21 protein-coding genes are annotated in these 21,550 nt (G+C 61.3%); 10 read left to right on the top strand and 11 right to left on the bottom strand.

The features are described from left to right. The first annotated feature begins 12 nt into the window (after positions 1-12). Positions 13-372 (top strand): DUF1428 domain-containing protein, encoded by a 360-nt coding sequence (locus PP263_RS07920; protein WP_183458554.1) that lies wholly within the window; start codon positions 13-15, stop codon positions 370-372. A 146-nt stretch (positions 373-518) separates the two neighbouring features. Here PP263_RS07920 and PP263_RS07915 read toward each other — a convergent pair whose 3' ends face one another. Continuing rightward, positions 519-2,261: a M28 family metallopeptidase gene (locus PP263_RS07915; RefSeq protein ID WP_308367861.1), complete on the bottom strand. Its 1,743-nt coding sequence runs from the start codon at positions 2,259-2,261 to the stop codon at positions 519-521. 405 nt (positions 2,262-2,666) lie between these two features. Next, positions 2,667-3,788 (bottom strand): M14-type cytosolic carboxypeptidase, encoded by a 1,122-nt coding sequence (locus PP263_RS07910; RefSeq protein WP_308367860.1) that lies wholly within the window; start codon positions 3,786-3,788, stop codon positions 2,667-2,669. A 664-nt stretch (positions 3,789-4,452) separates the two neighbouring features. On the opposite strand from PP263_RS07910, the gene PP263_RS07905 reads away from it, so the two are divergent. Further along, a complete protein-coding gene (locus PP263_RS07905) occupies positions 4,453-4,941 on the top strand; it encodes a hypothetical protein (protein ID WP_308367858.1) in 489 nt (162 codons plus the stop codon). 139 nt (positions 4,942-5,080) lie between these two features. On the opposite strand, the gene PP263_RS07900 is transcribed toward PP263_RS07905, so the two are convergent. Then, entirely contained in the window at positions 5,081-5,959 is an 879-nt protein-coding gene (locus tag PP263_RS07900) for an AraC family transcriptional regulator ligand-binding domain-containing protein (RefSeq protein ID WP_308367857.1), read from the bottom strand. A 219-nt stretch (positions 5,960-6,178) separates the two neighbouring features. Between PP263_RS07900 and PP263_RS07895 the strand changes: the two genes are divergently transcribed. The 4 genes from PP263_RS07895 to PP263_RS07880 are packed head-to-tail and all read left to right on the top strand — an operon-like array spanning position 6,179 to position 10,273. Continuing rightward, entirely contained in the window at positions 6,179-7,522 is a 1,344-nt protein-coding gene (locus tag PP263_RS07895; protein WP_308367856.1) for an NAD(P)-binding domain-containing protein, read from the top strand. Beyond that, on the top strand, positions 7,522-8,505 hold the full coding sequence (locus PP263_RS07890) for a bile acid:sodium symporter family protein (protein WP_308367855.1): 984 nt from the start codon (positions 7,522-7,524) through the stop codon (positions 8,503-8,505). Before PP263_RS07895 ends, PP263_RS07890 begins: the two co-directional genes overlap by 1 nt. After that, complete coding sequence (locus tag PP263_RS07885; RefSeq protein WP_308367854.1) at positions 8,502-9,464, top strand: SDR family oxidoreductase; 963 nt, start codon at positions 8,502-8,504, stop codon at positions 9,462-9,464. The genes PP263_RS07890 and PP263_RS07885 overlap by 4 nt, the downstream gene beginning before the upstream one ends. Beyond that, positions 9,461-10,273 carry an SDR family NAD(P)-dependent oxidoreductase gene (locus tag PP263_RS07880; RefSeq protein ID WP_308367853.1) on the top strand — a complete coding sequence of 271 codons (813 nt, stop codon included), beginning with the start codon at positions 9,461-9,463 and terminating at the stop codon, positions 10,271-10,273. The genes PP263_RS07885 and PP263_RS07880 overlap by 4 nt, the downstream gene beginning before the upstream one ends. Positions 10,274-10,297: 24 nt before the next feature. Here the strand turns inward: PP263_RS07880 and PP263_RS07875 are convergent, their stop codons facing one another. Continuing rightward, positions 10,298-10,891, bottom strand: a complete 594-nt coding sequence (locus PP263_RS07875) for a LysE family translocator (RefSeq protein WP_308367851.1) — start codon at positions 10,889-10,891, stop codon at positions 10,298-10,300. A 64-nt stretch (positions 10,892-10,955) separates the two neighbouring features. On the opposite strand from PP263_RS07875, the gene PP263_RS07870 reads away from it, so the two are divergent. Then, positions 10,956-11,726, top strand: a complete 771-nt coding sequence (locus PP263_RS07870; RefSeq protein WP_308367848.1) for a TatD family hydrolase — start codon at positions 10,956-10,958, stop codon at positions 11,724-11,726. Continuing rightward, a complete protein-coding gene (locus tag PP263_RS07865) occupies positions 11,723-13,372 on the top strand; it encodes an aminotransferase class V-fold PLP-dependent enzyme (RefSeq protein WP_308367847.1) in 1,650 nt (549 codons plus the stop codon). Before PP263_RS07870 ends, PP263_RS07865 begins: the two co-directional genes overlap by 4 nt. A gap of 50 nt (positions 13,373-13,422) precedes the next feature. Here PP263_RS07865 and PP263_RS07860 read toward each other — a convergent pair whose 3' ends face one another. The 3 genes from PP263_RS07860 to PP263_RS07850 all read right to left on the bottom strand — a co-directional run bounded on the left by PP263_RS07860 (position 13,423) and on the right by PP263_RS07850 (position 16,989). Continuing rightward, positions 13,423-14,586 carry an ankyrin repeat domain-containing protein gene (locus PP263_RS07860; protein ID WP_308367846.1) on the bottom strand — a complete coding sequence of 388 codons (1,164 nt, stop codon included), beginning with the start codon at positions 14,584-14,586 and terminating at the stop codon, positions 13,423-13,425. A gap of 73 nt (positions 14,587-14,659) precedes the next feature. After that, positions 14,660-15,643 (bottom strand): hypothetical protein, encoded by a 984-nt coding sequence (locus PP263_RS07855; protein ID WP_308367845.1) that lies wholly within the window; start codon positions 15,641-15,643, stop codon positions 14,660-14,662. A 137-nt stretch (positions 15,644-15,780) separates the two neighbouring features. Continuing rightward, positions 15,781-16,989 (bottom strand): acyltransferase family protein, encoded by a 1,209-nt coding sequence (locus PP263_RS07850; RefSeq protein ID WP_308367843.1) that lies wholly within the window; start codon positions 16,987-16,989, stop codon positions 15,781-15,783. Positions 16,990-17,156: 167 nt separating this feature from the next. On the opposite strand from PP263_RS07850, the gene PP263_RS07845 reads away from it, so the two are divergent. Then, entirely contained in the window at positions 17,157-18,008 is an 852-nt protein-coding gene (locus PP263_RS07845; RefSeq protein ID WP_308367841.1) for a LytTR family DNA-binding domain-containing protein, read from the top strand. Between the two features lie 27 nt (positions 18,009-18,035). Here the strand turns inward: PP263_RS07845 and tcdA are convergent, their stop codons facing one another. The 4 genes from tcdA to PP263_RS07825 all read right to left on the bottom strand — a co-directional run bounded on the left by tcdA (position 18,036) and on the right by PP263_RS07825 (position 20,581). Beyond that, positions 18,036-18,839: a tRNA cyclic N6-threonylcarbamoyladenosine(37) synthase TcdA gene (gene tcdA, locus PP263_RS07840; protein WP_308367840.1), complete on the bottom strand. Its 804-nt coding sequence runs from the start codon at positions 18,837-18,839 to the stop codon at positions 18,036-18,038. Further along, the gene (locus PP263_RS07835; protein ID WP_308367839.1) at positions 18,826-19,263 is read right to left on the bottom strand and encodes a DCC1-like thiol-disulfide oxidoreductase family protein; all 438 of its coding nucleotides are present in this window, start codon (positions 19,261-19,263) and stop codon (positions 18,826-18,828) included. The genes tcdA and PP263_RS07835 overlap by 14 nt, the downstream gene beginning before the upstream one ends. 116 nt (positions 19,264-19,379) lie before the next feature. Next, positions 19,380-19,844 (bottom strand): peptidylprolyl isomerase, encoded by a 465-nt coding sequence (locus PP263_RS07830; RefSeq protein ID WP_308367837.1) that lies wholly within the window; start codon positions 19,842-19,844, stop codon positions 19,380-19,382. A 377-nt stretch (positions 19,845-20,221) separates the two neighbouring features. Continuing rightward, positions 20,222-20,581, bottom strand: coding sequence for a hypothetical protein (locus PP263_RS07825; protein ID WP_308367835.1), 360 nt, complete (start codon positions 20,579-20,581; stop codon positions 20,222-20,224). A 516-nt stretch (positions 20,582-21,097) separates the two neighbouring features. On the opposite strand from PP263_RS07825, the gene PP263_RS07820 reads away from it, so the two are divergent. Further along, a complete protein-coding gene (locus PP263_RS07820) occupies positions 21,098-21,520 on the top strand; it encodes an HIT family protein (protein ID WP_183458497.1) in 423 nt (140 codons plus the stop codon). Positions 21,521-21,550 lie beyond the last annotated feature (30 nt).

Below are 21,550 nucleotides of genomic sequence, written 5' to 3'. Positions count from 1 at the left end.
AGGAGCCATACCATGGCACGTTATATCGATGGATTTGTACTGCCGGTACCCAGGAAGAACCTGGAGGCCTATCGCAAGATGGCAGAGGAGGCGGGAGAGGTGTGGAAGGAATACGGTGCGCTGGAATACATCGAGTGCGTAGCCGACGATGTACAGTCCGGCGAGGTCACTTCCTTCCCCCAGAGTGTGCAGCTTCAGGATGATGAGACAGTGATCTTCTCCTGGATTGTGTATGAGTCACGGGAAAAGCGCGACGAGGTCAACGAGAAGGTGATGAAGGACCCGCGTATCGCCGGTATGGATATGCAGAATCTGCCCTTCGACGGCAAGCGCATGTTCTGGGGCGGTTTCGAGACCATCGTGGAGATGTAGCGGTCCGCGGCCCGCTTTTGCGCTATATATTTACCCTGCAGATCAAAGAGCAGGGAAGGCCATGAGCGATGGTGATCCGCAGCTCGGCATAGCGGGCCGGAGGCCCGCTCGGGCGAACATAAGGTTCGCCCCTACCTTCTGTTTACTTATTTTCTGACTTCGGCACTGGCATCGCGAATCGCGCGGAATTCGTTGCCTTCATACCAGTTGGGCCAGTCGCGGCTGTTGGCCAGTTGCAGGCCCAGATCCAGCCCCAGTTGCAGGTCCATGGCGGTGCCTTCCAGGTTCCAGTCGGGGTCGTACTCGTCCGCCGGCTTGTGGTAGGCGTGGGCGGTGTACTGCTCGGACCGCTGCTGGGCCCATTCGCGGCCGTGCTCGAAGCTGTCGCTTCCGGACTTGAAATAGAGCATGGGTACGCCCTTCTTCGCCAGGCTGAAGTGATCGGAGCGGTAGAAGTAGCCGCGCTCCGGATGCTCTTCCGGCGCCAGGTAGCGGTCCTGTTGTTTGGCGGTTTTTTCCAGCATTTTTTCCAGTTCGCTATTGCCGTAACCCACCACGATCACATCGCGCATGGGCCCGAGCACGCCCAGGGCATCGAAGTTGATGCCGGCAACCGTGTTGGCCAGCGGCACCACCGGATTGGCGGCGTAGTATTTGGAGCCCAGCAGTCCGGATTCCTCCGCGGTGACCGCGACGAACAGCAGTGAGCGGTCCGGCCTGTCTTCCAGCGCGGCGGCCTGGCGGGCCATGGCCAGCAGGCCGGCGGTGCCGGTGGCGTTGTCCACTGCGCCGTTGAAAATATGGTCCTCGCCTCCGGCATTTTCATTGATGCCGAGATGGTCCCAGTGGGCGGTGTAGATAACGGCTTCGTCCGGGAATTTCTCGCCGGGCAGCTTGGCCACCACATTGCGGGAATCGGAAGTGCGCAGCTGGTTGTTGAGTTGCACGCTGGCGCTCAGGTCCAGGGGCTTGGCCACAAAGTCACGGGTCTTGGCCGTCTCCATTTCCCCTGCCAGATCCAGGCCCGCGGCCTTGAAGAGTTTCCCGGCGGCTTCGCCGGTCATCCAGGCCTCCACCGCCACGCGGCCGGCATTTTTGTCTTCCGCTGCCAGGCTGATCTGCGCGCCGGACCAGCTGCCGCTGACTACTTCCCAGGGATAGCCGGCCGCACCGGTCTCATGAATGATGATGGCGCCGTCGGCGCCCTGGCGCGCGGCCTCCTCGAATTTGTAGCTCCAACGGCCGTAGTAGGTCATGGCGTTACCATTGAACAGGGCCTTGTCCTGGGTGGCGTAGCCGGGATCGTTGACCAGGATCACCGCGGTCTTGCCTTTCATATCCAGGCCGGCGTAGTCGTTCCAGTCGTTTTCCGGGGCGACAATACCGTAGCCGACGAATACCAGTTCGCTGTCTTCCAGCGCGGAGGACTCTGTCTGGCGCTGGGTAAAGGCGACCATATCGGTGAGCGGCTGCAGTTGTTTGTCGAAATCTTCGCCCTTGATCGTCAGCGGGGTGGATTCGATTTGCATTTCCACCACCGGCACCTGCTGAAACCAACTGGGTTTGCCCTCGGCGTCGACGGTGCCTGGTTCCAGGCCCAGGGCTTCGAATTGTTCCGCCAGGTAGTTGACCGTCAGTTCCTCGCCGCGGGTGGCGGGGGCGCGGCCCTCGAATTTGTCGGAGGCGAGAATTGCGATGTGCTTGTGCAGGTCCGCGGCCATTTCCGCGATCTGCGATTGGCCGGCTTTCGCCTGCTCTTGCTGTTCAGCTTGCGGTGCGGCGGTCTCAGTTTGGGAGGCGGGCGTTGCGGCTTCTTTGCCACAGGCACCCAGGCCGCCGGCAATGGCTGCGGCCAGGCCCAGGCGGCGCCAGAGTTGTGGGATCTGCATAGTGCTGTCCTGTGAATCTTATTCTGAAGCGGATTAAGGTAGCAAAAAGCGCGCCGGGGGCCGAAGGATTCTGTGCTGAAAAATCTGCTTTGCGCAGAGGATTTTATTTGCAGGTGCTTGTAGGAGCGGCCCATGGCCGCGATCGGTATTGGACCAGAGCAATGATCGCTCGACCGCCATGGATGGCGGGGTGCCGCCCAGCGAAAGTGCAGATTTTGCAGGAGCAAAAATCTGCCAAGGATGTATTTAAGGGGGGCGCCCAGCCCGTGTCCCGCAAATTACCTCCGGCAGCAGGGACGCCCATTCATAACTACGAAATGAAGCTGATCGCGGCCAACGGCCGCTCCTACACAAGACAGCGCGGGCCTGCGGCCCGTTGCGGAGCTGGTGCTCCGCGGTCCCCGGTTACAGTGCCTTCAGGGTTTCGCGGATTGGGAAGAGAATATCCCGCGCCAGCTGCTGGCTGCGTGCCGGGGACCAGCCCTCGATGGGGTCGGGTAATTCCTCGTTATCCTTGAACGGCATTTCCAGGGTCAGCGCCAGGGTGCGGAACTGGTGGCCGCACCAGTTGGTGGCGACGGTCATGTTGGCCTCCCCGGGTTTGTCCAGTTCGTAACCGCGAGCGGTCTGGAAGTCCGGGCTGGCGGCGACAAAAGCGCGCTTGAAGGTATCCTCCAGCCTGCCGTGGCGTTCGTCGTAGCCGGGGATGCCCTCACAGGCGGCCACGAAGTTGTAGGGCAAGGCCTCATCCCCGTGAATATCCAGGAAGATATCGCCGCCCACTTCCAGCATCCTCTCCCGCACCAGGTAGACCTCCGGGCTTCTGTCCATGCTGGGCTCCAGCCACTCGCGGTTGAGATTCGCGCCCACGGCATTGGTGCGCAGGTGACCGCGCACGCTGCCGTCCGGGTTCATATTGGGGACGATGTAGAAGACGGTGTCGTCGAGCAGGTTTCGCGCCGAGGGGTTGGCCGGGTCCAGCAGCGCCTCCAGGAAGCCCTCCACAAACCACTCCGCCATGGTCTCGCCCGGGTGCTGACGGGCGATCATCCACACCCGGTGCTTCGCCGTCCCGGGGGCGCCCGCGGTGAGCAGGCTCATATCGCGGCCGTCCAGGGTGCGGCCCAGGGTCTCCAGCTGCACCCGGTCGTCCCCCTGGGCCCAGGCCAGCAGGTCCAGGTGGCGCTCCCAGGAGAAGGGGGCGAAGTAGGCCAGGTAGATGGCCGGGCGGTCCAGCTCCACAGTGAAATCCAGGGTTTTGCCGTCGTACTCTGCGCCGATACGAAACCAGTTCTGGCGATCGTAGGAAGCGCACACCCGGTAGTTTTCCCAGCCCTCCGGGTAGGCGGACTTGCCGGCGTTGACGATGCGCAGGGGGTAGCTCGCACCCACTTCGCCCTCCAGGCGGAAATGGAACCACTGGTAGAAGTCGGAATTATTATCCTGACGGATCGCCAGTTCGATGGGGCTGCTGTCGATATTGACGATTTCGATATTGCCGCTGTCAAAGGCACTGGTGATATACATGAATCCGCTCCGGGTTGGGTAACGCGCGCAGGATACAGCGGTGCGAAGAATTTTTCAGTTTATGCATAGCGGTACAGGACGTACCGCCACGGCCGAAGACCGGACAAGTAGGTAAAAGTAAAGCGGGGCACCGCTCACGCGATACCCCGCTTTCGCCAGTCCATGGCGGCACCCGTTGCGACTACTGCTCCCTGAAATTTCCGGTGTCGGACCCCGGCGACTGCTCACTGCCCGGCCTGAACACAAGTGCGCAAGATCGCACCGACAGAAATTGTGTACTGCTCCCTTACATACCGCATCAGGTGCTGATTAAAGTTTAGGCAGTCGCGCGGCGGCTTGGTGGTGTGTGGCGTGAGGTTGGCGCAGATTTGGTTAAGTTTTGACCATTTTGATTCGGAAGAGTTCGTTTCCTCGCCCCACAAATACTGTCTTTGCGACCTGGGCTACATTATTAACCCGTCACCAATCTAAATTGGGTTGATAACGCGGCACAGGGCTATGCCGCCGCCGGCCGAAGGACGGCGCGATCCGCCAGCATTTTGTGAGCGACATCAAATAGAAGGGAAGTGACGCCACTTCCGACTTCAGGGATATACCGGTAAGCTAGCGGGTCGGTTGTACGGGCCCGTGCCCGCCATTCACGGTTGTTATTAAGAGATAGATTATGAACAGAACACTCAAGCGCGACGTTGCCGCCAGTTGCCTGCTGGCCCTGACCATCAACCTCACCGCCTGCGGCTACTTTCTCTATCCGGAGCGCAAGGGCCAGACCGGCGGCCGTGTGGACCCGGTAGTGGTGATCCTGGACGGCGCGGCCCTGCTGTTCGGCATACTGCCGGGTATCGTGGCCTTCGCGGTGGACTTTACCAACGGCACCATCTACCTGCCGGCCGGCGGCAGCTCCGCCATCGACCGCCACCTGAGCGCCATCGATACCGACAAGGCGCAGACTGTGATTGATCAGAACGGCCAGGTCTGGCTGCGGCTTCCACTGGAGGAGTTGTCCGCCGGGGGAGAAGACCTGCAGCAGCTGGGAGCGGCCCTGTCCAGCTACACCGGTCGCCAGGTGGCGGTGCGGGACATCGTCTGGCTGGAAGACCTGGCCGCGTTGCGTGCGGTAACCGCCGAGGCCGGTGCCACCGCCGCGCGCTGATCGGTTCGTTTGCAGGGGCGGCTGTTGACCGCGATTGGTTTGTGGAACCAAACCACCGCCGATCGCGGCCAGCGGCCGCTAGTATCAGGGGATTTCGCCAAACAGCGCTTTCCCCCGAAAAATCCTGATTGCTCCCTTCCTATTCATCACTCACCTTAAAAGCTTTGGGTGACATCCCGGTCCAGCGCCGGAATGCTTTTCCGAAGGCGCTCTCGTCGCAGTACCCCAGCGCCATAGCGATTTCCGAGTTGTTCCTATCCCCCCGGCGCAGCCACTGGCGGGCGTAATGGCTGCGCACTTCATCCTGGAGTTTGCGAAAACTGGCCTTCTCTTCCAGCAGCTTGCGCCCCAGGTGGCGTGGACTAATGCACAGCCGGCTGGCCACCTGCTCGCGTGTGAGTTGGGGTTCCTGCTGCAGCAGGTGGGTCACCTGTAGTTGCAGATTTTTACGATTGAGGGTGCTGAGCAGCGCGTCCGCCTCCGGCTTCAGGCGCTCCATTACCTGTTGGTCCGCGGCCATCAGGGGAAGCTCCAGGTCCTCCGGGCGCAGGCGGATGGCGGAGACCGGCGCATTGAACTGTACCTGGCACTGCAGCAACTGCTGGTACTGCTGCCGCAGTGCCCGGGAGGGAGAAGGGTGGGCCAGTTGTACGCCCTGCGGGCGGAAGCGGCGCCCGGTCATACTGCGAGCCTGGGTCAGGCAGGCGGAGAGCGCCGTTTCCACCCGCAGCCTCGCGCAGCGCAGGTAGTTGTGCTGGTAGCAGAGATCCACATGATGGCCGCCGCGGCGCAGTTCGAATTGTCCGCCTTCCCCCACCAGCGGGTGGTAGGTCAGCAGCTGTTCCATGGCGGCGCCCAGGGTTTTCTGGGCCATCAGCAGGTAGCCCACCAGGCCCATCTGGCTGATCTGCATGGCCCCGCCCAGCTTGATGCCGAGCAGCGGGTCCGGATAGGCCTCCGCCACAGCCAGCCACAGCTGCTCCTGGACTCCCATGGGCACCCGCTGATGGGCGTCCATCCCGGCCAAAACAGTTTGAGCGGCCGGAGGTATGGGCAGTTCCAGGCTGCGCAAAGCCGCTGTAATCGCCCGGGTATAGCTAAGTGTGACGCTTCTGGAATCGGTGGATTTCACTGCTCCTGTCCGAAATTAACCAATAATTGCCCTATTGTGACGATCTGCCCGGGGCTTGTCACGGTATCTTTAACTTCGCAACTGCCATAGCGGAAGAATAAGTTAGTGAAGCCCTACGCGGTGATCGGCGCGGGCCCCATGGGACTCTGCACGGTACGCAACCTGAAAAAATACGGCATTCCCTGCGTGGGTTTCGAGATCCATCGGGATGTGGGCGGCCTGTGGGATATCGACAGCCCCACCAGCACCCTATACGAATCGGCGCACCTGATTTCCTCCAAGCAGATGACCGAGTTCGTCGATTTCCCCATGGCGGAGTCGGTGGCCCAGTTCCCGCACCACCGCGAGCTGCGCGAGTACTTCCGCGCCTACGCCCGGGAATTCGGGCTCTACGAACACTACGAATTCAATACCGAGGTGGTGCACTGTGAGCGGGATGGAGAAAACTGGCGGGTGACCACCCGCTGCAAAGGCGGCGAGCAGACGCGCCTCTTCGGCGGGCTGTTGATTGCCAATGGCACACTGCACCATCCGAATGTGCCGGAATTGCCGGGGCAGTTTGGCGGTGAACTGTTGCATTCCAGTGACTACCGCCACCCGCAGATTTTCGACGGCAAACGGCTGCTGCTGGTGGGCTGCGGCAACAGCGGGGCGGATATCGCCGTGGACGCGGTGCATCGTGCCGCGAGTGTGGATATCAGTCTGCGCCGGGGCTACTACTTCCTGCCCAAGTTTATCGGCGGCAAACCCATCGACGCGTTGGGCGGCAGCATCAGGTTGCCGCGTTTTATCCAGCAGCGCTTGAGCACCGCGCTCAGCCGCTTTGTCCTGGGCCGGCCCTGCCGGTACGGTCTGCCGGAGCCGGATTACAAAATGTTCGAATCCCATCCGGTGATCAATTCCCTGATCCTGCACCATATAGGCCACGGCGATATCCGCCCGCGGACCGATATCGCCGCCATTGCCGGCAACACCGTGACCTTCGAGGGCGGTGGCCGCGGCGACTACGATATGATCCTGCTCGCGACCGGCTACAAACTGCATTATCCGTTTATCGACAGCGAGCATCTGAGCAGAAAGGGTTTCGCTCCCCGACTGTATCTCAACGTATTTCACCCACAGTACGACAACCTGTTCGTGATGGGCATGGTGGAAGCGGCCGGCCTTGGCTGGGAGGGGCGCAACCGGCAGGCGGAACTGGTTGCGCTTTATATCCATCAGCTGGCGGCGGGAGCGGAATCGGCCAGGCAACTGCAGGCCCTCAAGCGTAAACGCGCCGGGACGCGCGCCGACGGTGGTATGAACTACCTGCCCCTGGAGCGCATGGCCTACTACGTGCACAAGGAGACCTACCTGAAGGCAATGCGCGGCCACATCCGGGGCTTGCAGCGGGATCTGGCCTCGCGGGATACTGCCCGTTTGCCCGACAGTAATATGGAGACAACCTAGTGGATAAGCTGGCGGCTGCTAATTTTCAGATGTCACCCGCCACCCTGCTGGCGTTGAACGGGGTGCTGGCATTTATGATGTTCGGCGTCTCCCTGGGCCTGCGGCTGACGGATTTCACCGTGGTGCTGCGCCGCCCGCTGGCACCGGTCACAGGGCTGGTGGCCCAGTTCCTGTTTCTGCCGGCGCTCACCTGTCTGGCCACCTGGCTGTTGCATATCGCCCCCGGATTGGCGTTGGGCATGATTCTGGTGTCCTGCTGTCCCGGCGGCACCTTCTCCAATGTCATGACCTGGTTGGGCCGCGCCAATGTGGCTACCTCGGTAAGCATGACGGCGGTCTCCAGCCTGGCCGCGGTGGTCCTGACCCCGCTCAATTTCGCCTTCTATGGCAGCCTCAATCCCTATACTCGGGAGGCTCTGCAGGCGATTGCGTTACCGGCGGAGAGCATGGTACTGCTGGTGGTTCTGGTCCTGGCGCTGCCCATGCTCTCAGGCATGATGATCGGCACCCGTTTTCCCGCTTTTGCCCGCAACAGCGAGGGCTGGTTTCGCGGCGCTTCGCTATTGGTATTTTTTCTGTTTGTGGCGATTTCTGTCGCCAAACACTGGCAGACCGCCGTACAGCTGGCCAGTGCGGTGCTGACGCTGGTGATCGCGCACAATGCGCTGGCTTTTGTCATCGGGCATTTCAGTGGTTGCCTGATGCGCCTGCCGGTTGCCGACCGGCGGGCGGTGACCATGGAAGTGGGTATCCAGAATTCCGGGTTGGCGCTGGCGATCCTGTTCACCTTTTATCCCACCGCCGGGGAAATGCTGGTGGTGGCGGGTTTCTGGGGGGTGTGGCACCTGGTGGCCGGTTTAAGTTTGGCGGGTTACTGGAATTTTTGCAGTAGGAGCGGCCGTTGCTCCCAACCGGCGGTGGTTTTCCCCACAGACCAATCGCGGCCAGCGGCCGCTCCTACAGTGGAGGGCAAATCGCCGTGAGTGAAAAACGCGTATTGATCACCGGCGCTTGCGGTTATGTGGGGCACCGGTTGGGAGAGCTGCTGGTAAGGGAAATGTCGGTAGTGGGGGTGGATATCGTCCAGCGTCCCGCCTCCTTTCCAGTTTTCACCCTGGATATCTGCGACCCCGTACTGGTTGAATTGCTGCGCGCGGAGCAGATCACCCATGTAGTGCATCTCGCTTCGGCCCTGGCATCGGCCCGCGATCGGGAGCTGGAGTACCGTATCGACGTGCAGGGTACGCGCAACCTGCTCGAGGCCTGTATTCGTGCCGGAGTGGAACACATCACCGTTATCAGCAGCGGCGCCGCCTATGGCTATCACGCCGACAGCCCCGAGTGGCTGCGGGAGGAGCATCCGTTGCGTGGAAACCCGGAGTTTGCCTATTCCGACCACAAGCGCCAGGTGGAGGAAATACTTGCAGAATACCGCGAGCAAAATCCCGGTTTGAAACAACTGGTTTTTCGCCCCTGTTCCATCGTCGGCGCCGGTACTGATAACAAAATTGGCCAGCTGTTTTCCGGCCGCGCGATCCTCGATCCCGGCGGGTACAACTCGCCGTTCGTATTTATCTGGGACGAGGATGTGGTCCGCGCAATCCGGTACGGGGTGCGGCGCGACGCCCGTGGTATCTATAACCTGGCCGGCGATGGCGCGCTGACGCCGGAGCAGATCGCCGCACTGCTGGGCAAACCGCTGCGCAGGCCGCCGGTATGGCTGGTGAAAATGCTTCTGGGGACCGGCTATTTGCTGTATCTGACCGACAAACAACCCGGACAGGTGATTTTCCTGCAGTACCGACCGGTGCTCTGCAATCGCCGCCTGAAAGAAGAGTTTGGTTTTGTTCCGAGAAAAACTTCCCTGGAGGCCTTCGAATATTTCGCCCGCGAGGCACTAAAGCTTGAATTGCAGGCACAAGCGGCAGAAGGTGCGGCGTGAGTGAAAAAGTCTTTGTGGTAACTGGCGCCGCCGGCGGTCTGGGTTGGGCCATCGTGGAAGCGCTGGTTGCACGGCGCGGTGCACGCTTTGCTCTGGTGGACGTAAACCGTCCGGCGCTGGAAGAGCGGGCAGCACAGCTGCATGGACGCGGAATTGCCGTGGACACTTTTACCGCTGACCTGGCCAGCGAGGCGGCGGTTGCCGGACTGGTGGCGGAGTTGCTCGCTTGCTACGAGCGTGTAGATCTTCTGGTCAACAATGCCGGCATTACCCATCGCAGTCTGTCCACCCAAACCAGCAATGTGGTGATCCGCCGGGTGATGGCGGTGGACTACCACGCGCCGGTGGAACTGGCTCAGGGGCTGCTGACCCGGCTGCGCGCCGCCGGCGGCTGTGTGGTAAATATCAGTTCCATGGCCGGGTGGATGCCGGTTCTCGGCCGCGCCGGCTACTGCGCGGCGAAAAGCGCGCTGCACCAGTATTTCGAAACTTTCCGCGAAGAGGTACGTGACGAAGGCGTACGGGTGCTGATGGTCTATCCCAGCTTTGTAGCCACCGATATCGAAAACAATGCCCTGTCCGGCGACGGCGGCCGCGCGCGCCATAGGCAGAGCACCGTCGGGCGGGTGCGCTCCGCGGAGTGGACGGCCCGGAAAATCATCGATGCGCTGGATAAAGGCCGGGAGCGGCTGTTTCCGCGGGATCGCTCGCTGTTCGGCGCTTACCTGTACCGGTTGGCGCCGCGCCTTTTTATGAAGCAGATGGTGAAAAGCTTTCGCGTGGAACTGGAGACTGCAAAGAATTCCTGACGGGTTGATACGGTCAGTTTCAACTCAATCGATCGCCATCGGCACCACGCTGGCCGCCAGCAGCAGTCCCATGGTCAGATTGAAGCGGCGAAGGTGCTTTGGCTCCGTCAACAGCCGTTTCAGTCCCACACCGAACAGCAGCCACACTACGATACACGGCCCGCCGATAGCGATAAACGCCAGCGCGATACGCGCTATCTCGGCCCACATCTCCCCGTTGGGGCTGGTAAAGGCCGCCAGTGCCCCGACAGCCATAATCCACCCCTTGGGGTTTACCCACTGGAAAGCTGCTGCTTGAAAAAAGGTAAACGGCTTTTGGGTGTCGGCCGATCCCACCTCCCGGGTACTGGCGATCACCCAGGCCAGGTACAGCAGGTAGGCGATGCCCACCCAGCGAATCACCTCATGTAACAGTGGGAACTGGCTGAACAGGGTCCCCAGTCCGAGGCCAATGGCCACGATCATCGCCGGAAAGCCCAGACAGATACCCAGCACATGGGGCAGGGAGCGGCTGACCCCGTAATTGAGCCCGGAGGACATTATCATCAGGTTGTTGGGACCCGGAGTGATACTGGTGGAAAAGGTAAACAGCACTATCGGGAGCAGGCTTTCTAACACTGGAACCTCGGGGATCGGTGCAATCTGGCCGTGATAAGATGCGGGCAAATCCGGAGAATCACAAGTGCAATTGATCGACAGCCACTGCCATTTCGACTTCGACGTATTCGATACCGACCGCATGCAGGTCTGGCAGCAGTGCCGGGATGCCGGTGTGGAGCGGTTGATCATTCCCGGTGTCAGCAAACCCCGTTGGCCCGCCCTGTTTGATCTGATCAATAAAGAGCCCGCCTGGTATGCGGCGGTGGGGCTGCACCCCTGGTGGGTGGCGGAATCGGAGACCGAGCCGGCGCAATTGCAGCGGGACATCGCTGAACAGCTGCAGGCCAACCGCTGCGTGGCCATCGGGGAGTGCGGCCTGGACGGGGCAATAGTCACGCCCCTGGAGGAGCAGGAACCACTGTTTCGCACCCAGCTGGCGCTGGCCATCGATGTGCAGCTGCCGCTGATCGTGCACGCCTGCCGATGCCACGGCGAGATGCTGCGCCTGCTGAAAGAATATCGCCCCGGATGCGGCGGTGTGATTCACGCCTTCAGCGGCAGCGAGGAGATAGCGCGGGAATACTGGAAACTGGGGTTTTACCTGGGTGCGGGCGGCACCATCACCTACGAGCGCGCTGCCAAGACCCGCCGCGCCTTCGCCGCTTTACCTCTGGAATCTGTGTTGCTGGAGTCGGATGCGCCGGATATGCCCATACAGGGCCGTCAGGGACAGCGCAATAGTCCGGCCTATTTGCCGCTGATTGCCGGGGAACTGGCAAAACTGCGCGGTATATCCCTCGAGGAAATCGCCGTGCAGACCCGCCGCAACACCGAGCATCTGTTTTCCCTATGAGATTTTCCGCAGAAGAATTCAAACAGCAGTTTCCGCTTTTTGCCGAGGCGGAAAACAGGCAGCTTGTCTACCTGGACAACGCCGCCACCACACAGAAGCCGCAGGTGGTGATCGACGCGGTGCGGGATTTTTACCTGCACAGCAACGCGAACACCCACAGGTCCAGCCACCGCCTCGCGCGCCGCGCCACAGAAATGCTGGAGGAAACGCGCCGCAGGGCGGCGCGTTTCCTGAATGCCGCCAGCGAGCGGGAAGTGATCTTTGCCCGCGGTGCCACCGAGGCGCTGAACCTGTTGGCGTACAGTCTGTGCAACGAACTGCAGTCGGGAGACGAGATCGTACTGTCCACCGCCGAGCACCACGCCAATATCGTGCCCTGGCAAATGGCGGCACAGCGCAGAGGCCTGACTCTGCGCTACGTGCCACACACCGCCGGTGTTCCCCAGTTCGACCGCCTGGAAGAAGTGCTGAGCGAGCGCACAAGAATTGTCTCCCTGACCGGCGGTTCCAACGCCCTGGGCCTGCGCCCGGACCTCGAGGATATCGCCCGACAATTGCGCGGGCGGGATCTTTTCTGGATTGTGGATGCGGCGCAGTTGGCGGCGCACGAAACGGTGGATGTACAGCGGATCGGCTGCGACTTCCTGGTGTGTTCCGCGCACAAGTTCTACGGTCCCTCGGGCATCGGCCTGCTATGGGGCCGCGAGGCGCTGCTGGAAGCCATGCCGCCCTGGCAGGGCGGTGGCGAGATGATCGCCGAGGTGGATCTCTACTCGAGTACCTATGCAGAATTGCCGCACAAATTCGAGGCGGGCACCTCGCCGCTGGCGGCGATTGCCGGCCTCGGCGCCGCGCTGGATTTTCTCGCCGATTGGGACCGGGGCGCCATGGCGAAACATGAACAGCAACTGTTGCAGCAGCTGCACGGGGAAATTGCCTCGCTGCCGGGCCTGCGCCTGTACAGCCAGCCGCAGCACAACCTGGGAATACTGGCCTTCGCACCGGTAAGCGGCAGCGCCGCCGATCTGATGCACTGGCTGGATGAAAAGGATATCGCCGTGCGAGTGGGGCACCACTGTGCCCAGCCGCTGCTGCGCGCCGCCGGTGAAACCGCAACGGTGCGCACCTCCCTGGCCGCTTACAATACCGAGGCGGATGTGGTGGCCTTTGTCGATGCGTTGCGGGAATACCTGGCGCTGGAGGATTCGACCGACGCATTTCCCGAGGCACCGGCGTGGCAGGTGGATGATCTCTCGGCGCTGCAGGTCGAACTGCTGGCGTCCCAGCGCAACTGGCAGGATCGCTACCGCGAGCTGATGCGCTGGGGAAAGGCCATCGGGAGCAAGCCGGAGATTCGTCGGTCGCAGAACCTGGTGCGCGGCTGCGAGTCCGATGCCTGGCTGGTGCACCGGGTGGAGGAGGGACGACACTATTTCGCCCTGGACAGCGACAGTCGTGTGGTGAAGGGCCTGGGGGCGCTGCTGCTGTCTCAGGTAGACGGCGCAACCGCGGAGGAGATCCGTGCCCTGGACCTGAAAAAGCTGTTTGTCGAGCTGGGCCTGGCCAGGCACCTCAGCCAGTCGCGCAGCAACGGTTTCTACGCACTGTTGCGTCAGGTATTAGCACAGGTTGAGGGTGCCGGCTGATCCGGAAATCGGCCGGTGCTTCCCGCCCTGCTTCTACGGCTGTTCCTGTATCAATCCCACCACAGCCCCACGGACTGGTGCTGCTTCAGCCAGCGGGCGAGGAGCTTGCGGCCGAAGTCGTCGGATTCGAAGTCGACGCCATCGACGAGTTGCCGGATATCGTCGGGCGGTTGTTTGCCCATTTCCTCGTAGTGTTCGAGCATTTCGTCCATCGCGCCGAAGTGCTGGTGGATCAAATCGGGACAGAAGTCTTCGAGTTCCTGTGCGAAGGCGTCGAGGTCGGCGGGCAGTTTTTTGAACTGGACGGTAAGGCGGTCTTGGCCGGTCTCGACCACGTGGATGCCATAGGCACTGTCCCATTGCGCCAGGCGGGCGACGATGGCGCCGGTGTCCAGATCGTAGTTGGGCGCGGCGGTGCGCTGGCGGTAGAGGTCGGCGAACTTTTCGTGTTCGCCGCCGTTGCGCGCCTCCGCGGGCATGCCTCCGGTGCCCGGCTTGCCGGCCTGTTCGGCAAGCCAGTCGGCCAGTTCGTCGTGGCCCTCGTCGCGGGCGTAGTCGATGGCGGTGTAGGAGGGCGAATCGGGCAGGCCGCGGCTGATGTCGGCGCCGTGTTTTACCAGCAGCTTTGCCATCTCGAAGTTGCCCTTGCTGGCGGCGTGCATCAGGCAGCTCATACCTACCTCTTCCACGTTGCTGCCTTCGGGGTTGGCGCCGCGTTCCAGCAGCAGGCCAGCCACGGCGAGATGGCCGCTGCCGGCGGCCGCTCCCAGCGGGCAGAGCGGCGGGAATACGGGGCTGGCGCCTTCGTCCAGCAGGCGGCGCGCGCCGTCCAGGTCGCCCTTGCGGGCCATGTCGTAGAGAGTGAATTGTTCTTCGCCTTCGCGGGAAGCGCCGGCCTCTTCCAGGATTTCCTGTATCTCCCGTTGCTCCTCGGCGACCACCCGGTCGTCCAGTCGCGAGAGGCAGCCCAGCCACGGCGTGTCACCGTTGGCGTCCACGCGGTTCGGGTCGGCACCCAGCTCCAGCAGGGTGCGCACCGCCTCGGGTTCGCCCATGCCGCCGAGAATGGCCTCGGTCAGCGGCGTGGTGCCGCTCTCGAAACAGGCTTCTAGGTCGGCACCCTCGGCGTGAGCTTCGCGGATCAGGTTGGTGTCGCCGAAGGCGACGCCGTTGAGCAGCTTGATTTCCGGCGTCATTACGAAGTCGTCGGTCATTCCTTTTTCTCCCTGCATTGTTGTTTTCGGGGATTTTGGCATGACGCGGCGCGGGTGTCGAAAGTACGGGCCGCTACCGCCAGCTACACCCGGAGTTGGGTGTCCCGGCGACGACAGTCGCATAGTGATAGGCGTAGTCGCCGTCGATCGGCTGCGTTTCTTCGCTGCCCGCTTCCGGACCGATGATATAGGTCTCCGCCTTGGGCAGGCCCGCGTCGGCATAGGCGGCGATATCGGTGCCCGCATTGCCGTAGGCGCGGACAATATCCAGCTCTACATCTTCCAGCAGATAGCGGATATAGGCTGTCTTGTATTCCCGGGTTTGCGGCGCTGCGGGATTTTCCGCGTTGCTGTCCGTGCGCAGGTGCCAGTCGAACAAGCCTTTGCTGTTGAACCAGTTGCGGGTGGTGCTGGCCATCCAGTACTGGCGGCCGGTGAGGTAGATTATCTGGTAGCCCTTTTCGATATAATCCCACACCACTTCGGCGGCGTAGCCGTGCATCTCCGCGGTGTCGGTGCCCAGGTAGTCACCGACGGCTTCGAAGTCGTTCAGGGTGAGGGTGCCGTCGATATCGAACAGCACCGTCTTGCGATTGGGTTGGACAACAGTGAGATAGCCCGAAGCCGTGGAGTGATCCCCTTCCACCACCATGCGCAGCTCGTAATCGCCTTCCGGCTTCGCCACCTCCAGATAAATTTTTCCGTCGCTGTCGGTGCGGTATTCGCCGAGGTATTCCCAGTCCTCCATACCGGTGCCGTACAGGTAGACGTGGACATCTTCAAACTCGAGATCTTTGTGGAAGATACTGGAGTAGTCGAACTTGCCGGTGAACGTTGCAGATGTTCCGGCCTTGACAATCTGGTCGTGCACCATATGAAAGGGGCGGTGCAGGGAGGAGAGCAGCTGGTTCGACCAGTTGTGAAAGGGTTGCTGTTCGGGTTTCTGCAGCTGTGGAGGATTGAGAACCCGGTCATAGTCCGGGCAGTAGTCGGCGGAGGCGTGAAAACTAAAAATTGCCGCGAGTATGCCGCTGATGAATACAAGCCATTTGTCCATTGTCATTTCCCTTGCCTTGTCCATTTTTAATGTTGTTGAAACCGCATTTCACCACGCCGGCTACACCAATAGCGTGATATCGGGCAATTTTTCACATAAAAACGTTAAATTTTTATTAATTGACGGTTTGCTATTCTCTAGTTCAAGACAATTCTTTTGCGATCAGAAACGGCCGCGCCGGTCGGTAAGGGTTTCAGCCCGAACAGTGGACGCAGAATGGCGAACCTGCGAATTAAAAATTCGTGCAGCAACAAGCATCCAGCTACGGTCGCTATTAATACGAGCATTGGCTCCAGCACTGGGCCCAGCGACCATCGCGCCAGCTGGTATCCGGCGATTACAGTGATTGTCTGGTGCAGTATGTACCAGGGATACACCGCCTCGTTGGCGTAGGGCAGCCAGCGAAAGGGCCGGTTCAGGCAGTGGTGCGCCCAGGCGAGTACCGCCAGTATCCAGCACCAGCGGTTCAGGTAGACCGCGGTCCCATACCCCAGCTTTTGCACCGGCGACAGGTCCTCCGGCGACAACCTCTCCAGGGCGAGAAACACCGCGAAACAGGCCGGGGCGAGCCACAGCAGCGAGCCGCGCAATTTCCCCAAGGTCTGCCAGAGCGCGGCGTTGCCGGCCAGCAGGTAGCCGTAGACAAAAAAGGTGAAGAATTGCGCATGGCCGTACCAGTCGTCCAGCAGTGCGTGGTTGGAGTTGCCGAAGCGGGGGAACAGGGTGAAACCGTAGACCAGCATCGGCAGTACAGGGAGGGCGATCAGGCCGTAGCCGTTGACGCGGGACAGCAGCCGCTGCAATGTCGCTTCGCGCTGGCGCAGCCAAATTGCGGCCGGGATCAGCACCAGGGTGTAGCACAGGAGGTAGGGCAGGTACCACAAATGGTTCCAGGTGATGCCGGCGAAGTCGCTGCCGGCAAAGGCGCCATCCGGCCATGGCTGGAAAGTGAAATACTGTTTCAGGAAGGCCAGATAGCCCGGTTGCGTCGCGCCGTTGGTCAGGGCTTCCAGGTAGGCCTGGGGTGGGACCACCACCAGCATGCCGAAAGCCAGCGGCAGCAGCAGTCGCACCAGCCTGTTGCGGGTAAACTCCCCGGCTCCCGATTTACGGAATATGAACCAAGTGGCCGTGCCGGAAATCAGGAACAGTAAGGGCATGCGCCACTGGTTGACCAGAAGCATCAGCAGTTGCAGCGTGTCGCTTTGATATTGGCTCTTGATATGCCAGCCCCAGTCCGCCACATAGAACATTCCGACGTGGTAGAGAATCAGCAGGGCGAAGGCCAGCACCCGGATGGCATCGATATCGTAGCGGCGGGTACCGCTGTCCAGAGTAGGTTGCATCGTGATGGCTCCCGTTGGATATATCGTCATGCTGCCGCCGGATCGGGCCCTTCGCCAGCGCCCAGGGGCGGATCGCGGGGCATTGGGGGCGAACGGCGGAATAGGGGGGCGGACGGCGGCATCCTCGCAGAGCGTTTTGGGTAGAATGCCGGGAAGAGGAGTTTGAAATGACGTTGCACAACTATCTTTCCCGGCGCAGGGTGTTCGAGGTCGGATTCTGGGGGCTGTTCTTTCTGGTGCAGTGGTTGGCGCAGAGCGCCGTGGTGCTGATGGAGAACGCCCGCCTGGATCTCGGGTTCGCGCCCTGGATGCCGTTGCTGTGGGAGGGCAGCAGTCTGGCCGTGCAGGCGGCGCTACTCCCCCTGGTGTTGCACTGGGACAGTCGCTTTCCGATCCGCACCGGCCATCTGAAACACGGCTTGGCCATCCACGCACTGCTGACTGTTCCCTGGTCGTTGATACACGTGCTGGGGATGGTGGCGATTCGCGAGTTGGCCTACGGCCTGCAGGACAGTAGCTACGACTTCGGCCACTGGCCCAGCGAACTGTTTTACGAATACCTGAAAGACTTCCGCGCCTACGCCGGCTATCTGTCTTTGATTTACTTGTACCGCTTTATCCTGCTGCGCCTGCAGGGTGAGGCCAGCCTGCTGGGCCGGCCGGACGAGGGCGAACCGGTGGAGTCGGTGGAGAGGCCGGAGCGGCTGCTGGTGAAAAAGTTCGGCAGGGAGTTTCTGGTCAATGTGAAGGACATTGAGTGGGCGGAGGTGGCGGGCAACTATGTCAACCTGCATGTGGGCAACCGCATCTACCCGCTGCGGGATACGCTGAGCAATCTCTATCGGCGTCTCGACCCGGACAAGTTTGTGCGGGTGCACCGCTCCTACCTGGTCAACCTGGACTCGGTGGCCGAAATCGAACCGCTGGAAACCGGCGATGCGCGCATCCATTTGACCAGCCGGATCCAGGTGCCGGTCAGCCGGCGCTACCGGGAGTCGTTGAGAAATTGCCTGGCCTGAGCCCGATATTGCAGAGCGCCGCTCAAATCAATCCCGGTTTTGGGCTTGCAGCAATCGTTCGATACCCCGCGCCGCGGCCACAAAACCGAAGGTGCCGGTAACCATGGTGGCGGCGCCGAAGCCGCCGCTGCAATCCAGTTTGACTCCGTCCTGCATGGCGCTCTTCTGCCGGCACACTTCGCCTCCGGGCTGTGGATACACCATGGGTTCATCGGAGTAGACGGCGTCCACGCCGAACTGGCGTTTGCGGGATTTCTGGAAATTGTGGAAGCGGTATAGGTGCTGGCGAACCTTGGCCAGCATGGGGTCGCTGACCGTGCGGCCCAGGTCGGCGCAGGTCACCCGGCCGGGGTCCCGTTTGCCGCCGGCGGAGCCCACGGTGACCAGGCGCAGCTTGCGGGCCTTGCAGTAGGCGATCAGGGCGGCTTTTACCCGCGCCGAGTCGATAGCGTCGATTGCGATATCGATGGGCCGATCAGGGTCGAGCAGTTGGGCCAGGTTGTCCGCGGCGATAAAGTCTTCTTCCGTGTGCACGGCGATTTCCGGGTTGATCTGCCGCAACCGCTCGGCCATCACATCGACCTTGATTTTGCCGATGGTGTCGGCCAGCGCGTGACTCTGGCGATTGCTATTGGTGATGCACACGTCGTCCAGGTCGATCAGGGTGATCCGTCCCACGCCGGAGCGGGCCAGGGCCTCGGCGGTCCAGCTGCCCACACCGCCGATACCGATTACCGCGAAGTGGGCCCGCTGTAGTTTGTCCAGGGCGCTCTCCCCGTAGAGGCGGGCGACGCCGCCGAAACGTTGCAGGTACTGATCAGTCAACATCAATCTCTTCCAAAAACCTCTGCCGCTCCTCCGGGCTGGGCAATTTGCACTCCTGCCGTTTGCCGAACAGCCGGTAGCGGTTGCGGGCTATGCCGTCGTATACAAGATCCCGGATCGCCCGCGGTACGAAGCGCAGCGAGGCCAGGTAGCGCCAGGGAGCGGGCAGTTGCGCCAATATCCGCTGGGCGGCCTCGCTTTTGTGGTAGTCCACAAGGGTGTCCCCGCGGCGCTCCAGGTAGATTATGGTTTCATAGGTGTCCAGCGGCAGGCCCAGGCGGGCCAGCAGTTGCTGTCCGGCGGGGGATTGTACCCGGCACAGGGTAAAAATGGCGTTTTTGTCTCGGTGAAGAACGAAGCGGCTCCAGCCGTTGCAAAGGTTGCACAGGCTGTCGAAGAGGATGATTTTGTCTGGGAGGGCCCCTGGCATTTTCCGTCGGTGTTCGGTCTGGAAGCGGTCGCTGGCCGCGATCGATCCGGGATCAAGCCGTCAACGATCGCGGCCAGCGGCCGCTCCTGCTTTCCCCAATTCCAGTGGGAGGGGGATCAGTGCACGTGGCCGTGGTCGATCTCTTCCGGGGTGGCTTCGCGCACGGAAACCACCTCGATATCGAAATGTAGCTCTACACCGGCGAGGGGATGGTTGCCGTTGATGGTCACCTGGTCACCGTCGATATCGATAATCTCCACTTCGATGGGTTGGCCCTCGGTACTCTGGGCGCGAAACGCCATGCCCACTTCCAGCTTGTCAACACCTCCAAAGGCGCTGCGCGGCAAGGTCTGGATCAGTTCGGGGTTTTGCGGGCCGTAAGCCTCTTCGGGGGGGATCACCGCGGTGAATTTGTCCCCGATACTCTTGTCCAGCATCTCCTGTTCCAGGCCGGGGATAATGTTACCCACGCCCTGCAGGTATTTCAGCGGTTCGCCATCGGCGGAGGAGTCGATGACGGTGCCGTCGGCATCTTTCAGGGTGTAGTGCATCTCCACTACGGAGTGGTTGGCAATCTTCATGGGTAATCCTAAGAAAAGGTAGGTGGATTGAGTAGCGCTTACCGTACGCTACGGAGGATATAGGCTGTGAGTGGCCATTGTATTGAGCGGCCCGCCCGGTCGCAACTGGTGTCCTGTCCCGCCTCTAATGGCGCATGCGGCCATATGCTAGGCGCGTGAGCGCAGTAGTAGCCAGCTAATTCAAGCGAGCGCAACGACGCAGATGGCCGCTTATCGGCTTGCCCGAAGGGAGCCCCGGCCAGACGCCAATACTATGTTGCAGCCCTTGGGGCACGCCATTCCCGGCGGACTGCGCCTTGCCTTGGCACCCTGGGCGGGGCTCTGAATACGCCATTAGAGGCGGGACAGGACACTAAGGGTAGGGGGGGCAGGAGGCCTCAGCAGGCGATGGAGAGATCCTGCTCGCAGCTGAGATACAGGTCGCCGGCGGTTTCCACCAGGCGCCTGCTCAGCTGGCAGGTGAATCCCAGCTCGATAAGCCGGGCCTCGATGAACTCCAGCAATGCCCCAAACAGGGGGGAGTCGAGTCCCTGGGCGAGAAAGCTGGCGCGGGCTGAATGGATTGGTTCCGGCTGTGCGGACAGCGCGTGGTTGAGAAACTGGGCTTGTCGGCTTTGTTGTTTCTTGTGGTCGCAGGATTCGAAGCTGGAAAGGTGTCGGCCGATTGCCTGGTAAAACTCACTGACGGTACGGTTGACAATTCGAGAGCCGCCGACCTGATCTAACAGGCTTTGCATATCGCTTCCCCCCAAGAGAAGTTAAAGCTAAAAATAACTGGAACAGATTTTTCCGCGGAGCTTGAAAAAAGCGGCAAGGGCAAGCTGGCGAATGCCGGGCTCCATGCGTAACAACGTTATGGGGGGAGCCTAAGGCATAACACCAATACTGCCAACGGCACTCCAGAAAATTGTCATCTTGTTCGTCGGGTTGTTTTACTGCATTAAAATAGGGGTTTTGGGAATAGGTGCGCGCTGTTTTCCCGCCGCTTCTTTTTGGCTTTGCCATCAATCGGTTAGCGGGCAAAGGACGAGTGATTTGCGATTGTCTGCCGATAGCCACGGAAAGACGACGCGTGCGCCGGCCTTTGCCACCGGAGTGGAAAGGGACGACTCCGGGGCAGTGAAGCGGGCAGCTGCACTTTTTTTCCAGGCTGATAGACTTGCGCAGACCGGCGGGTCCGTGGGCCCGCACTCCGGACTGACCTATCTGGGGAGGGGGTGTCCCTCTTCCCACCCGTTAATCAAGGGGCTGACATGGCGAGCATCTTTACTCAGATTATCAATGGCGATCTGCCCGGGCATTTTATCTGGCGCGACGAGCAGGCGGTGGCGATTATGACAATCGCGCCCATCAGGTCGGGTCACTGCCTGGTGATCCCGGTGGAGGAGGTGAATCACTGGGACGATGTGCCGGAGGAGACCGCCGCCCACCTCATGCGGGTGTCGCAGAAGGTCGCCAAGGGTCTCAAGGCGGTCTACCAGCCCAAGCGGGTGGGGGTGATGGTGGCGGGCCTGGAGGTGCCGCACACCCATATCCACCTGATTCCGGTGGAGGCGCTGGGGGATTTCGATTTCTCCAAGCAAAAGCCCGCCGACGCCGAGGCGCTCGCAGCGGAGGCGCGCAAGATACGCGAGGCCCTGGTGGACATGGGTCACAGCGAAGCGAATTGCGGCTGAATCCGGTAAAGTTGTCCCCGGCCTGCATCC

Source organism: Microbulbifer sp. TB1203 (assembly GCF_030997045.1).
In the GTDB taxonomy this organism is placed as follows: domain Bacteria; phylum Pseudomonadota; class Gammaproteobacteria; order Pseudomonadales; family Cellvibrionaceae; genus Microbulbifer.
The sequence above is the reverse complement of the archived record's forward strand: the minus strand, read 5'-3'. Positions and strand labels throughout refer to the sequence as shown.